At 55.7% G+C, this 14872-nt stretch carries 11 protein-coding genes; 1 reads left to right on the forward strand and 10 read right to left on the reverse strand.

Annotated elements, in window-relative coordinates:
- Positions 1-14: 14 nt before the first annotated feature.
- The 7 genes from CSE01S_RS06165 to CSE01S_RS06195 all read right to left on the reverse strand — a co-directional run bounded on the left by CSE01S_RS06165 (position 15) and on the right by CSE01S_RS06195 (position 10570).
- Positions 15-1157 (reverse strand): Gfo/Idh/MocA family protein, encoded by a 1143-nt coding sequence (locus CSE01S_RS06165; RefSeq protein ID WP_042285700.1) that lies wholly within the window; start codon positions 1155-1157, stop codon positions 15-17.
- Positions 1150-2175 (reverse strand): sugar phosphate isomerase/epimerase family protein, encoded by a 1026-nt coding sequence (locus CSE01S_RS06170; protein WP_042285702.1) that lies wholly within the window; start codon positions 2173-2175, stop codon positions 1150-1152. The genes CSE01S_RS06165 and CSE01S_RS06170 overlap by 8 nt, the downstream gene beginning before the upstream one ends.
- Before the next feature lie 15 nt (positions 2176-2190).
- Positions 2191-3426, reverse strand: coding sequence for an MFS transporter (locus CSE01S_RS06175; protein WP_042285705.1), 1236 nt, complete (start codon positions 3424-3426; stop codon positions 2191-2193).
- 227 nt (positions 3427-3653) lie between these two features.
- On the reverse strand, positions 3654-5042 hold the full coding sequence (gene pheP, locus CSE01S_RS06180; protein ID WP_042285706.1) for a phenylalanine transporter: 1389 nt from the start codon (positions 5040-5042) through the stop codon (positions 3654-3656).
- A gap of 102 nt (positions 5043-5144) precedes the next feature.
- The gene (locus tag CSE01S_RS06185; RefSeq protein WP_042285709.1) at positions 5145-7118 is read right to left on the reverse strand and encodes a PhoX family protein; all 1974 of its coding nucleotides are present in this window, start codon (positions 7116-7118) and stop codon (positions 5145-5147) included.
- A 123-nt stretch (positions 7119-7241) separates the two neighbouring features.
- Positions 7242-9425 (reverse strand): TonB-dependent receptor, encoded by a 2184-nt coding sequence (locus CSE01S_RS06190; RefSeq protein WP_042286204.1) that lies wholly within the window; start codon positions 9423-9425, stop codon positions 7242-7244.
- 59 nt (positions 9426-9484) lie between these two features.
- Positions 9485-10570 carry a YncE family protein gene (locus CSE01S_RS06195; RefSeq protein WP_042285711.1) on the reverse strand — a complete coding sequence of 362 codons (1086 nt, stop codon included), beginning with the start codon at positions 10568-10570 and terminating at the stop codon, positions 9485-9487.
- 300 nt (positions 10571-10870) lie between these two features.
- Between CSE01S_RS06195 and CSE01S_RS06200 the strand changes: the two genes are divergently transcribed.
- A complete protein-coding gene (locus CSE01S_RS06200; RefSeq protein ID WP_042285712.1) occupies positions 10871-12046 on the forward strand; it encodes a coiled-coil domain-containing protein in 1176 nt (391 codons plus the stop codon).
- Positions 12047-12237: 191 nt separating this feature from the next.
- Here CSE01S_RS06200 and CSE01S_RS06205 read toward each other — a convergent pair whose 3' ends face one another.
- From CSE01S_RS06205 to CSE01S_RS06215, 3 genes are all read right to left on the reverse strand, one after another.
- On the reverse strand, positions 12238-13002 hold the full coding sequence (locus CSE01S_RS06205) for an EAL domain-containing protein (RefSeq protein WP_042285713.1): 765 nt from the start codon (positions 13000-13002) through the stop codon (positions 12238-12240).
- A gap of 93 nt (positions 13003-13095) precedes the next feature.
- A complete protein-coding gene (locus tag CSE01S_RS06210; RefSeq protein ID WP_042285715.1) occupies positions 13096-13683 on the reverse strand; it encodes a helix-turn-helix transcriptional regulator in 588 nt (195 codons plus the stop codon).
- 26 nt (positions 13684-13709) lie between these two features.
- Positions 13710-14405: a flagellar brake protein gene (locus CSE01S_RS06215; RefSeq protein WP_042285717.1), complete on the reverse strand. Its 696-nt coding sequence runs from the start codon at positions 14403-14405 to the stop codon at positions 13710-13712.
- Positions 14406-14872: the final 467 nt, after the last annotated feature.

The following is a 14872-nucleotide window of genomic DNA, read 5'->3' on the forward strand; positions in this document are numbered from 1 at the left end:
AACCGGGCGACGAGTCATTGTTCAACGCGCATCCAGCGCTGCTGCTGATGGCTTTTCACAATGGCGTCAATGATATACATCACGTTAGCGCCGTCATGGAAGGTTGCGAACTGCGGCGCCTCCGGCATCGCTCCCGTCTGCACTGCCCGGTAGTACTGCGCCAGCATATTTTTGAAGGCATCCGGCCAGCCTTCAATGTGTCCACCGGGAAAGTGGGCGCTGTCGGCCACGTCAGGGGTCATCAGCCCTGGATCGTCGCTCAGCGTTTGATTGGCCTGCGCGCGATGGCCGATCCACAGCCGCTGCGGGATTTCCTGATCCCACGCCACCGACCGCTCGCTGCCATTTACCTCAAACGTCAGGCGGTTTTTGCGCCCGGCGCTCACCTGCGAGACGCTAAAGCTGCCTTTGCTGCCGTCGTCAAAGCGGAACAGCACCGAACCATAATCTTCGGTGGTGACCCGCTTGTCTTCGTACTGCGCGTTTTCGTCTTGAGTGAAGGTCTGATTACCCGCTACGTTAGACTTGCGCGTCGGCCAGACGATGGCGAGATCGGCCATCACCTCCGTAATGCGCCTGCCGGTGACAAACTGCACCGTGTCGCACCAGTGGGAGCCGATATCCGCCACCGCCCGCGATGCGCCGCCCAGTGCGGCATCCACCCGCCAGTTGTCGTCGGTTTCCAGCAGCATCCAGTCCTGCAAATAGCTGCCGTGCGAAGCAAACAGCCGCCCAATGCTGCCCGCGCGCATCATACTCGCCGCCTGGCGCACCATTGCAAACTGGCGATAGACGAAGCTCACACCGTGCACCACGCCCGCCTGCTCCGCCAGCGTCACCAGCTCGCGCGCCTCGTCCGGGGTCATGCACAGCGGTTTTTCTGAAAATACGTGCTTACCCGCACGCAGGATCTTGCGGTTGATCTCCGCGTGCAGGTGGTTCGGCGTGCAGTTGTGCACCACGTGCAAATCAGGGTGCGCGAGCAGTTCCTCCACGCTGGCGCAGGCGTGCGGCACGTTAAGCTGGCGCGCTTTCTCCTGCGCCCCGGCAAACACACCGTCGCAGAGCGCCACCACCTGCACAAACCCGAGGCGCCTGAGCGCCTCGATATGCGCCGGGCCGATAAACCCGCTGCCGATAATGCCGACATTAATCATCGTTGCCCCCTGCGGCAAAATCATCAAACGCACGTCCGGAAACGGGAATGATGTGGCGGCGGATAAACGCGCTGCCCTCCCTGGCGCCGGTATCGCCCTCCTTCAGGCAGCACTCCCACTCCAGCACCGCCCAGCCGTCGTAGTCGTACTGGGTCAGCTTGCTGAAGATACCTTTAAAGTCAATCTGCCCGTCGCCGAGCGACCGGAAGCGGCCAGCGCGGTTGATCCACGGCTGATAGCCGCCGTAAGCGCCGCTGCGCCCGTTGGGGCGGAACTCGGCGTCCTTAACGTGAAACGCTTTTATACGCGTATGGTAGATGTCGATAAAAGCCAGATAATCCATCTGCTGCAACAGCATATGGCTTGGGTCGTAGAGTATGTTGCAGCGCGGATGGTTATCCACCAGCGCAAGAAAACGCTCGAAGGTCACGCCGTCATGCAGATCTTCCCCCGGATGCAGCTCAAAGCAGACGTCAACGCCCTGCTCGTCGAAGGCGTCCAGAATTGGCCGCCAGCGGTCTGCCAGTTCCTGAAACGCTTCCTGAAAACGCTGCTCGTTATGCGGCGGCCACGGGTAGAAAAACGGCCACGCCAGCGAGCCGGAGAAGGTGGCATGGGCTTTCAGGCCTAACCGGGCGGACGCCACCGCCGCCTGCTTCAGCTTTTCTGTTGCCCACGCCCGGCGCGCCGCATCGTTACCGCGCACGGACGCGGGCGCGAAGTGGTCAAACGCCTCGCTGTAAACCGGGTTTACCGCCACAAGCTGCCCTTCCAGATGGGTCGACAGTTCGCTGATGACCAGCCCATGCGCGGCAAGCTTACTGGTGATGTCATCGCAGTAGGCCTGGCTTTCTGCGGCTTTCTCGACATCAAAAATGTGCGGATGGTTACAGGGGATCTGCACCGCCCTGTAGCCCTTCGCCGCTGCCCATTCGGCCAGCCCGTCGAGCGTGTTGAACGGCGCGTTCTCACCAATAAACTGCGACAAAAATATGCCGGGCCCTTTTATCGTCCTCATACCCCCTCCTGAACATTACGCCTTGTCATCGTCATACTTAAACGTGAGAAGGAAAATCAGCGCGATCGCTGCGGCAGCCACCGCCGGGATCCACCAGAATGTCACCCATGCCTGCGGCACGGTCTGCCCGGCCACCAGGCGGTTATAGAGCGCGCCGGAAATCTGCGAGCCGAGCAGCATGCCGATGCCGTAGGTAAACATTACGATCATGCTCTGGGCCTGACCTTTGACCTTTTCACCGGCGACCCGGTCGGTATAGATAAAGCCGACGACAAAGAAGAAATCGTAGCAGACGCCGTGCAGCAGGATGCCGAGATAGAGCAGGATGCGCCCCTCCTCGCTGACGCCCAGCGCGAACATGGCATAACGCACGAACCACGCCAGCATGCCGATCAGCAGCATCACCTTCACGCCCAGGCGGCGGAACAGCAGCGGGATGACCAGCATGAAGAAGATTTCGGACATCTGCCCGAAGGACATGGCGGTACTGACGTCGGCAATGCCGGCATCCGCCAGATACGAGGCGGTGTAGGCGTAGTAGGTTCCCAGCGGGACGGAGATCAGCATCGCGCAGACGGAGAAGACGAAAAAGTGGCGGGTTTTGAGCAGCGCGAAGGCATCCGCGCAGAAGAGATCCCGCACCCTGACCGGCAGGCCTTTCGCCGGGGCTGGCGTGTGCGGCAGCGTCAGGCTATAGATCGCCAGCAGCACGGAGCTTGCCGCCGCCACCTGGAAGATGGTGACGCTGGACGCCACGCCGGTGACGCCGATAAAAATGCCCGCCACGATCCAGCCGATGGTGCCGAACACGCGCACCACCGGGAAGGTTTTATCCACGTTCGCCAGGCTGTGAAAGGCGATATTGTTGGTCAGCGCCAGTGTCGGCATGTAGCAGAGCGTGTAGCCAAACAGCAGGCTAATCAGCAGCGCGCCGTTTTCGGCAATCAGCGCGCCCGGCACGAACCACAGGATTGCCGCGCCGGCCAGGTGCATCACCGCCATCACCTTCTGCGAGGCGAAGAAGCGATCCACCAGCATCCCGAGCACGAACGGCGAAAGAATGGAGGCGATTGGCCCGGCGGAGAACGCATCGCCAATCAGCAAAGACATGTTGTGCCGGGTCATTACCAGGCCGAGCGTGACCGACCAGCTCCCCCAGATGAAAAATTGCAGAAACATCATTAGCGACAGACGCGGCACCAGCAGCCGGTGCTGTGTTATCGCCTTTTCACTACTTTCAGTTGACACCATGATAAGCCTCACCCTTAAAAGTAATCGATTACAAAATGCAACAAATAAAAAGTAATCGATTACAAATTAAAGTTCCTGCGAATCGAAACAGAATTGAGAGGGGGGTCACGATAAAGGTGGAGCGGTACATTAAGGGCCCGGCAGGCGCAGTACCGCCAGGCTTAAAACGGGTGCGGCTGGGTGTCCTCACCCCGCCCCTCTCCCTGAGGGAGAGGGAGAAAAGCAGATCACTTTTTTCGGGATAATTTAAACGCCACAAACAGGAACACCACCCACACCGGCAGCAGCATCGCTGACAGACGCATCTCATCCATGGTGCACATCAGCACCAGGATCAGCGCCAGGAACGCGATACAGATATAGTTCCCCGCCGGATAGAGCAGCGATTTAAACTGCGTCTCGCGTCCCTTGCGGCGCATGGCGGCGCGAAAGCGCAGGTGCGCCAGGCAGATCATGATCCAGTTCAGCAGCAGCGTGGCGACAACCAGCGCCATCAGCAGACCAAAGGCCTCTTTCGGCAGCAGGTAGTTGATCAACACCACCAGCGAGGTAATCGCGCCGGAAAGGAACAGCGAATTGACCGGCACGCCGCGACGGCTGACGCGGGTGAGGAATTTCGGCGCGTTACCCTGCACCGAAAGACCAAACAGCATGCGGCTGTTGGAGTACACCCCGCTGTTATACACCGACAGCGATGCCACCAGGATAACGAAGTTCAGCGCCGACGCCACCACGTTGCTGTTCAGATCGTGGAAAATCATCACGAACGGGCTGCTGTCGGATTTCACTTCCACCCACGGGTAGAGCGCCAGCAGCACCACCAGCGAGCCGATGTAGAACAGCAGAATACGGTACACCACCTGGTTGACCGCTTTCGGTATGCTTTTGTGCGGGTCGCGCGCTTCCGCCGCGGTGATGCCAATCAGCTCCAGCCCGCCGAAGGAGAACATGATCACCGCCAGCGAGAGGATCAGCCCTTTCCAGCCGGTCGCCAGGAAGCCGCCGTGCTGCCACAGATTGTCGAGGGTCGCCCGCTCGCCGCCGTGGCCGGAGAACAGCAGCCACAGGCCAAAGCCGATCATGCCGATAATCGCCAGCACCTTGATCAGCGCGAACCAGAACTCGGTTTCGCCATACAGGCGCACGTTCACGAGGTTAACGGCGTTAATAATGATGAAGAAGGCCGCGGCCCAAATCCATGTCGGCACGTCCGGCAGCCAGTACTGCATATAGATGCCTGCGGCGGTCAGCTCGGCCATTCCCACCAGCACAAACATTACCCAGTAGTTCCAGCCGGAAAGGAAGCCTGCGAACGGGCCCCAGTATTTATACGCAAAGTGAGCGAACGAGCCTGACACCGGCTCTTCAACGACCATCTCGCCGAGCTGGCGCATGATCAGGAAGGCGATGATCCCGGCGATACCGTAACCAAGCAGAACCGCCGGGCCGGCCATCTGAATGGCGGGGCCGATACCGAGAAACAGCCCGGTACCGATCGCGCCGCCAAGAGCAATTAACTGAATATGTCGATTTTGCAAACCACGTTGCAGCGTCGGATTCTGATCCGACGCGGCTTCAGCGCAACCACGGCCTGAAGCGGATGACGCGTCTTTCACGCCCTACCCCTGTCTCTTTTTTAGAAGGGGCACGTTTTAACACTTCATGCTGGAGGTAGCAAGTTTAACGCCGGGCTACCGCATGCGCCCGGCGGATAAACGTTACGACCCGATGATCCCACCGTCCGCTTTGGTAATCACCACCGTTGACGATCGCGGGCGGCCGTTCGGGCTGGCGTCAGGCCAGTTAGAAACGGCGCGCGGATTGGCCGGATCGGTAATATCATCCCCGCCCTCTCCCGGATGCTGAATGTTAATAAACAGCGTGCGGTTGTCCGGCGTAAACGCAATGCCGGTGATTTCGCACCCGCGCGGGCCGGTCAGGAAGCGGCGATACTCATTGGTGCCCGGAATGGTTGCCACCATCTGGTTATTGCCCATCCCCTCGTACGCTTTCTTATTGATGGTGCTGGAGGAGACATCGGTCTGGATCCACAATACGCCCTGGTGATCGAACGACAGCCCATCCGGGCTGCCGAACGCCGCGCCCTGCATGGAGCCTTTAGACTTAGGATCGTCGCCGTCGGTGCGTCCTGCCATGACCAGAATATCCCACCTGAAGCGAGCGGCAGCAGGGTCGGCGCCGTCTTCGTGCCAGTGCATAATATGACCAAACACGTTGTTGGCGCGCGGGTTGGCGGCATCGACCGGCGCCTTGCCCTCCTTCCCGCGATCGCTGTTGTTGGTGAGCGTACAGTAGACGCTGCCGCTGGCGTGCGGATCGACGGCTATCCACTCGGGGCGATCCATTTTCGTCGCCCCCACCACGTCGGCCGCCAGGCGGGTTTTAATCAGCAGATCGCCCTGGCTTTCGAAACCGTTGCTTTTATCCAGCCCATTTTGCCCGAAGATCAGCGGCAGCCAGTCGCCGCTCCCCTCCTCGTTGAACCGGGCAACGTACAGCGTGCCGGACGTCAGCAGGTTCATATTGGCTTCACGGTTCGCGGGATCGTATTTTTTGTCCGAGACAAATTTATAGATGTACTCAAATTTCTGGTCGTCCCCCATGTAGACCACCACGCGGTTATCGGCGGCGAGCGTGACGGCAGCGCCCTCATGCTTGAAGCGGCCCAAAGCGGTATGCTTGCGCGGCGTGGAGGTGGGGTCGTAGGGATCAATTTCTACCACCCAGCCGAAACGGTTGGGCTCGTTAGGGGTTTTATCGACGCTGAAGCGGTCATCCACCTCGTTCCAGCGGTAGGATTCATCGCTGTCGCTGATGCCGTAGCGTTTTTCCATCGGGTTGAGGTCGGCTTTTTTGACAAAAATATCCGACCAGTTCTCCTCGCAGGTGAGATAAGTGCCCCACGGCGTATGGCCGTTGGCGCAGTTTTGCATCGTGCCCAGCACGCGTTCCCCCTGCGGGTCGGCGGCAGTTTTCATTAAGTCCTGATGCCGCGCCGGGCCGGTAAGCTGCATTGGCGTATTGACGGTAATACGGCGCGCGAACGAAGACGGACGAACCACCTCCCAGCCGCTGCCCGCTTTTTTCACTTCCACCACCGACACGCCCATCGCGTTCTGCCCCTTGCGGGCCTTGTCGAGGCTCCAGTTCGCCGTACCGTCGGTAAACAGCATTCCGTTGTCGATGTATTCATGGTTCATCGCCAGCAGGCCATGCTCCGGGTTTTGCTCCCCCTGCGGCAGGCTGAACCACGCCATGCCGTCGTGGTGCATGCCCGCCTGCACGGCCTGTTCGTCCGTGGTGTTGCTGGCATCCGGCTTAAATGCCGGCATACTGTTTTTGATCCCCGTCGGGTCTCCCCAGCGATAGAACGGGCGGGCAATATAGCCTTCCGGTACCCTTACCGTGTCTTCCGTTGAGACAGCGATACTGGTAAACCCAAGCGACACGGCTTTGGCCAGCGCGGAAGGCTTCGATACCGCGGCAACGGCATTTTCGGGTTTGATCAGAAAGGGGAATGAAACGGCAGCTCCCGCAACGGCGCCCGCCTGTAAAAAACGGCGACGGGAGAGAAATACCTCCGCCACCTCAGAGAATACCGGGTTAGCGCTGCGGTTGTTGATATCGTCACGATGTTCTTTTTTAAAAACGGATTTGAGGGGTCTGCCCATAGCGGCTTCCTGTCATTGGTCAAGAGGTAAAGAGTTGGCGACCAGTGTAAGAAGCTTTTGTTACATTTTCATAACAATGAGATGGGGTTGGGGCATCCCTGCCCCGGATAACGAGGTGGAACCTCAGAACTCGTAGCCCACCGAAACCTTAAAGGTTCGCGGTTCGCCCTGCGTGATATAGGTGCCGGAATCGTCCACGCTCGCCCAGTAGTTCTCGTTGGTGACGTTATCAATACCGGCACGAACCACCATTTGATTCTGACTCTGGTTGACAGCAAAACGATAGCGCACGCCGAGATCCAGCGTGGTGTAGTCATTAAGCTTTTTGCTGTTGGCCAGATCGGCATACTGCGAACCGGAATGATTCACCCGCGCGGTGGCGGTAAGCCCTTCAACCGGTTTAATGTCATACTCCGCGCCGAGTACCGCATAGAAGTTCGGAACACCAATCGCCTCATTCCCCTGATTCACCCCGTTGTTGGTTTTGGTCAGCGTTGCCTGCAGCCAGGTGGCGCTGGCGTTCAGACGCAGCCCCAGCGTCGGTTCGCCGAATACGTTCAGCTCCACGCCGCGGTTACGCTGTTCTGCATCCAGCCCGTAATGTTTGGTTTCACTGTCGAGGATGGCCGTCGGCATTTTTATCTCAAACAGCGCCAGCGAGCCGCCCACGCGGCCAAAGTCCGCCTTCACGCCGACCTCATTTTGCTTAGAATGTACGATGCCGGTGCTCTGACCGTAGTTAACGGCGGTGTTGGGCGCAGTTTTTCCCGGCTGTAGCGCTTCGGTATGGTTGGCGTAGAGCGAGATTTCCTCCCACGGTTTATAAACCACGCCATAGGTTGGCATCCAGCGGCTGCCGTCAAAACCGTCAGCGGGGTTTTCCGCCCCTGTCATTTTGTCATAACCGCGAATCACCACCTTCTGATGGCGGGCACCGACGGTGAACAACAGTTTGACGTCGAATACGCCCAGCGTATCGCTCAGCAACCAGCCTTGTGTGCGGGTACGCCCGCTGGTTCGGGGGTCGCTATAATCTCCCCCCTTCCCGTTCGAGTTTGTGCTGTCCGGAGCGGCCACCCCGCCGTTGTGATAAATATTGGTGTACGGATTCTCCGCCGTTTTCGACATTTTCCACGCGATCTTTTCGTTTTTGCTTTGCGCCGAATAACCAACGTTCACCTTGTGCGAAACAAAGCCAGTGTCGAACTGCCCGCGAAGGCCAGCCATTCCGCTCACTGTGTCGCTAATGCGATTGGTGTCGAGTCGGCTGACCATGGCCCTGCCGCTCTTGTCCAACAGCTTCGGCGCGCTGTAGATGCCTTCTTCGTGCGCGTGCTGCGCGCCGAGACCGGTATACGCCGTCCAGCTGTCGGTGATGTCGTACTCGCTACGCCACATCCCGAACGTGTTGTCGATATCGCTGTAGGCCCACTTCTGCGAGAAATTGCGGTTATTGTTCGGGGGGGCAGGAATGAAATCGACCACGGAGATATTGACGCTGGTCGGGCTGCCGTGGAAGGTTTTTTTCTGATAGCCCAGATCCAGCGAGGTGCGGAAATTGTCGCCTTTGTAATCCAGACCGGAAGAAAGCAGCGTGGTACGGCGGCGGTCATCAGTAATGGTCGTTTCACCTTCGCGGTGAACCAGGTTCACGCGCGCGCCGAACTGGTCGTTGTCGCCAAAGCGACGGCCTGCATCGAGCGTGGCGCCAATCTGTGAATCGGAGGTGTAGTCCACGCCCACTTTCGCCTGCGGCGCGTCGCCCGCATGCTTTGGCTCAAGGTTGATCATCCCGCCCACGCCGGAGCTTGCCGCGCCGTTCATCAGGGCATTTGCCCCTTTGAAAATTTCAATGCGCTCGACCATCTGGGCATCCACTACCTGACGCGGCAGCACGCCGGACAGTCCGCCAAAGGTCATGTCATCGCCGTCAAACTTCAGGCCGCGAATGCGGAAGGTTTCGGCGCTGTTGCCGTACCCCTGAACGTACTGTACGCCCGCGTCGTTAGCCACCACGTCAGCAATGGTTTTTGCCTGCTGATCCTCCACCAGCTTCGCGGTGTAGCTGATGATGCTGAACGGCACATCCATGGCGTTCTGCTGACCGAGCATCCCCAGCCTGCCGCCGTTAGCAACCTGACCGTCAAGAAACGCAGGCATCGGCGTGTCGCCACCGGGAACGAAGTCGCCGCGCGTGGCCGCCTGCACTACGATGGTGTCTTCCGGGTTAACCGCCTTTTCTGCCGCCCATGCGGAGACTGAGAGCGCGCTGACCGTCAGCGCCAGAGCTGTTTTGGTGTTGTTCATGTGAATGCCATAGAAATAAGAAAAAACGGTGCCGGACAGCATCCTGCCCGGCCTTGTTATTATTTGTTCAGCGCAATGCGCACCACGCTGTCCGGCGCGTCGGTGGAATGGTCTTTATTGAATTTTTGCTTTACGGTGACGTAGAGGGTCTGACCATCCGCAGAAAGCAGCAGGCTGTTGGGATTCGGCGGCAGATCCCAGCTTTTTTTCAGGCGGTAATCAGTCGCGTTGAGGCTAAGCAATTTTCCGGATTCACGCTGGGTAATGTAGATCTCGTTACGTTTCGGGTTGAACGTCACGGCTAAGGAATCCCCCACGTCCAGTTGCTTCAGCACTTTGCCGCTGTGGATATCCAGCACCAGCGTGGTTTTGGCTTTCGAGTTGTCGGTAACGAACAGACGACCGGTTTGCGGATCTTCCGCCATATTCAGCAGCAGAGCCGGTTTGTCGCCCAGTGGCTTCCAGCGCTTCTCGACGCGCTGATTGCGTGGGTTGATCACCAGGATCTCGCCGCCGCCGTTCGCGGCATAAATACGCTGCGTGGTGTCTGAGTAGTGCAATCCGGTCATCCATTTACCGGTGTTTTTGATGCGGGTTTTCAGCTTCAGCGTACCGGCGTCCACCACCCAAATCACTGCCGGATCGGCAACCGCGCCCACATACAGCAGCCCGTTATGCAGTAGCACCTGACGGGCGCCGTAAGGGAAGCCTTCCGGGTTACGCTCCGGGAACAGAATCCGATTTTTGACTTTGCCGTCTGCGGTATTGATTGCGCTCAGCCCGCCGTCCAGCGAATTTGTGACATAAACCGTTTTCCCCTCCGCTGACATCGCCATACCGAAGTTTTTCAGATCGGTATGGCTGCGACCCAGAGTTTGCAGAGTGTTAGCATCCAGCTTATAGACCACGCCGCCCTGCACGTCCTTAAAGCCTTCTGCGCTGGCGACGTACAGCGCATCGCCTGCCGGGTTTAGCGCCATTTCGTACAGGCCATCCGCCAGATCGCGCTTAATAAGATCCGTCGCAGCCGCTGACGCGGCCACATTTTCTGTCGTTGCCGGGGTCGCGGTGGCCGACGGCGTCGTGGCGCAGCCGGTTAACGCCGCCGCGATCAGCAGCGCGAGGACGGTGGTGGTCTTTTTCATGCCGGGTTCCTTACCGAAAGAGGTAATGCATTAAAATAATAAAGAGAATGAGAACTATACTTATTCTCTTTTTCATCGCAAGCAAATTTCGCTTAAAAAAGACCCTTTTTGAAACAGGGGTTCGGAATGTGAGGAGTCCCACCGAAAAATGGGCGAATCGAGAATTTCTGCGAATTATTCTGGACGAAAAGGCATGACAGACCACAAAATGCAGATTGCTGTTTTTTCCATAAATATCAAAAGTATGACTTAACCTAAATCGCGTCATTCTTGGGATGGTTACGCCAGGCTACGGGTGTCATGAATAAGATCATTAAACGACTCGAAATCGTTAAAAGCGCTATCGAACTTGAAGATCAGCAGATTATCCAGCAGCAGCTTGTGCATTTAAAACAAGAGGCTGGCGATCCTGCTCTTTACGCCATTGCCCTCGCCATTGAATCGGGTCGATTCAGCGATGCCATGCGCGACATCGCCGCCTGGCTGCAAAATCAACGTGCCCTCACCCATTGGCAGGACCCGGCCATTGCCGCCAGCAAGCTGGAGCTTAAGGCGCTGGAAGCCCAGTTGCGCGAGCTGATCGACACCCGTAATACCCGCATTCAGATCCTCGACGAATTTAATGACCAGTATCACCTGCGTCTTGGCCCCTTGATGAGCCGGATTCTGGCGTTGCGCCAACAACTGGCGGCCAGCGCCCGGCGCAAACAGGAAGTGGAACGTCAACGGCGTGAAAAGGATTATCGTGCCTGCCAGCAGTATATTTCGCTGGCTATCGAAAGGTTAGCGCAGCTCAAACTGCAATGGATGGCGATAAGTTCAACCTCCCGCGAAGCCGTAACAGTGCGAGAGCGTATTCAGCAGCAAACGGAACTGATTGCCGATCTGCTCGCTGAAATCCGCGAGCTGGAAAGCGACGCCACCCACCATGATGACGGCGCGGCCCGTCAGGCGCAGGAAGACGCGGCCCATGAATATCAGGAATACCAGGAACAGCAGCAGGACGCCCTGCACCGTTTTGCCCGCGACCAGCGTCTTTCCGCAGACGAACGCAGTGAGCTTAAGCGCCTGTGGCGACAAGCCAGCCGCCTGTGTCATCCTGACGTGGTCGCCGATGATCTTAAAGAGAAGGCGCATCAGATGATGGTGAAGCTTAACCTTGCGCGGCAGAATGCCGATCTGGCGGCAATTCGTTCGCTGCTTTCGCAGTTGCAAAGCGGTCTGGAGCCGATGATGGCCAGCGACAGGCTGAATAATCTGGAACATTTGCAGAAAAAAATTCGCCAGTTGCGCAGCCAGATAGAAGCGTTACTGAAAGAGATTGCGGAACTGGAAGCGGAAAACGCCTGGCGTCTGGCGACATCGGTACAGGACAAAGAAGCGTATTTCGCTGAGCAGGAGCGCGCATTAGCTGCGCTTCGCGATACGCTGGAAGTGCAGGTAAAACACGTCGAGCAGGAACTGCTGGCAGGTTAACCGCAACGTTTTGTCGGTGTGTTACAAAATCCCTGCTGTTGGGTTGAAGCCCCGATAAACGCCTCAATTGGCATTAAGAAAACGTTTTAAGCGGCATACGGCTTAGCGCAACTCTACGCAGAATCCCTCAGTGATGCAGAGGGATTTTTTTTCCCGTGGAGTCATCTGAACGCACAGCCATTTACTCTGTACTATGAATAACGTTTTAATAAGGCCGGGATCGCCTCCGGCGGGATCGGCGGTGAAAAATAAAATCCCTGGGCTTTATCGCAGCCCATCCCAATCAGCCAATCGTTTTGCGCTTCCTCTTCGACGCCTTCCGCCAGAGCCTCAACCCCAACGTTATGCGCCAGAGAAATTATCCCCTCCACCAGTTGCGCCGATCTCGCCCCTTCCGGCACCGCCGCAAGAAACGATTTATCCATCTTTAAGGTGTCAAAGGGATAGCGCAGCAAATAGTCAAGATTGGCGTGTCCGGTGCCAAAGTCATCCAGCGCGAAGGTGATCCCCAGCGCCTTCAGCTCACGCATATTTTTCGCCGCGATCTGGCATTCGTACAGAGGCTGTGTTTCCGTGACCTCAATTTCACAGCGCCGCGGGTCCAGACCGTATTTCGCAAGATTATGCTGGACCCGCGCGGGTAATTGCGGGTCACATAGTTCAAGGGCCGAGAAATTGATCGACAATGACAGGTATTCAGGCCAGCCTGCCGCCGTCTCCCACGGCGTTTTCGTCACCATCTCTTCCACGGCCAGGAACTGACCGCTGTTTTCTAACAGTGAAATAAACATATCCGGCGGCACCATTCCCATTTCCGGGCTGTTCCAGCGCATCAACGCCTCGAATGCGCAAATGCGTCCGGTGCGCAAATTAAGGATCGGCTGATATACCATATAAAGCTGCTGAGTCTGTTTCGCGCCTTTTAACGCTTTCAGCACGGCGCCGGAATCTGCCACTTTTCCCTCCTGATGTTATCCTTCCATTGGGTACCACGCCGCGCGCATCGCCCTCGCGAAGTCGTACCTGAACCAGAAATATTACAGGCAAACTTACGACAGGAAGGATAAGCGATGGTTGAATCTGACTATCAATTTATTCAGTTCCGCAGAGTTTGCCAAACCCAGCTTCTCAATAATTTTCATCTTATGCGTCTGGATGGTTTTGTAATTCAGGCTGACCAGGCTTGAGATCTCCTGCGGTGAATAACCGCCCACCAGTAAACGGAGAACCTGCCGCTCGCGGTCGGTGAGTCTTTTTTGTGAACGAAATAACTGCGGGCTCCAGTACTCGCTCGCCAGTGTGGCCAGTCGTCGGTAATCCCGCAGCGGCGATTTATCTGTCAATACGATGGCCTTTTCAACATACAATAACTCGGTGCACAGTTTTGCCAGACGACTGTCAGCGATAACCACCACCGTATTGTCGTGAACGTTAAATCTGTTTTTATTTAAATAATTCACAAAGTCCGCACAGGCGTGTTTATGGCTGGTGAGATTAAAAATCATCGTACGATGGCGATAACGCGCGGCGTTATTGACCATAACCCGCCAGGGGACAGGCGTGACTTCAACATGTTTACTTTTTAAATAGTCAGAGATGCCCTGACCCACAAAATCTCCACATCCACTCATTAACATGAGAGCCTCCCTTCTGGTTTAAATTTTTATAAACTTTTAAGCTTATTACTCAACAAAATATTAATGATGACTTTTTCGACCCCGCACTCCTCACGAGGATGTTTGAATTGAAATTTGCAGGAGATTTGTTGACTGGCATAAAGCTGATTATTTTCGTCAAATTCTTGTATGGGTACGACGTTGACCACTCTGAGATCCAGGTGGAGCGAACCGAACTGTTCAAATTCAAGTAATGCCCCTTTGATTAGCGCGTCTTTATACAGAAATCGCGTATTCACACTCGGTGACATTAGCGCACAGCCGCCGCGGGAGATATTTTTGATTTGTAGACTGTAATTTTCGCCGTTTTTATAACGACCCAGACAATAAAAATGCTGGCCTTTCAGAAAGGAAAAGCGCTGATGTTGCCGACGTTGCACAAAAAAAATGACGTCAGGAATGTAATACGCCAGTCCGCCCTTCATTTTAGCCGTCAGCGAGGGACTAAACCTGGCGTTAAACTTAATAATGCCTCTTTCGCTATGCAGAATGAAATGCTGGATCGAAGAAGGCATAACCTCGCTGCGTTCAACAATAACGAAATAATCGAAGTCCACCTTTTCCAGCTGCGTGACCACACTGTTTTCCTTGAATTTCAACTCCAGTTTGGTTTTTCTGAGAAGTTCTTCACGAATAATGGCCACGATTTCAAATTTATTTTCCTTTGCCATTCCAAATCCCATAGTCAATCCTTATTTTTCGTAATCCAGATACTTCTCATTTAATTAAAATAAAAAAGAAGGAGAATTTTCCTGACTGATAGTTTTTGTTTACCATAAGGGATTCTCTTTCAGATATTTCGCACGATATTAAGTTTTTAGCTATTTTTATTGATTAATTGATTTGTAAAAACATTCAGTGAAGTGTAAAACTGGCCCACTTTATGCGTGCAAAAATCCCAACTTAACGAAAATTTCATTACAAAAAGGGATAATTCGGCTAAAAAACGAAGCACCATGAAATAAAAAAATGGACGAGAGGAAGGGCTTTCAGTACGCGATAAACATCGCTGTTTTTCTGCGCAACACGCTGTTGAATATGTCCTCAGTCACGTCGAGCGGAATTAATCCGCTCTTTCAGGAGAAAATAAATACAAAAAATGATGAAAAAAACGCTTACAGGAGAGGAAAAACGGCGAGGGATTTCATTC

Origin of the sequence: Citrobacter sedlakii NBRC 105722, from assembly GCF_000759835.1 — a bacterium.
GTDB classification, from domain to species: Bacteria; Pseudomonadota; Gammaproteobacteria; order Enterobacterales; family Enterobacteriaceae; genus Citrobacter_A; species Citrobacter_A sedlakii.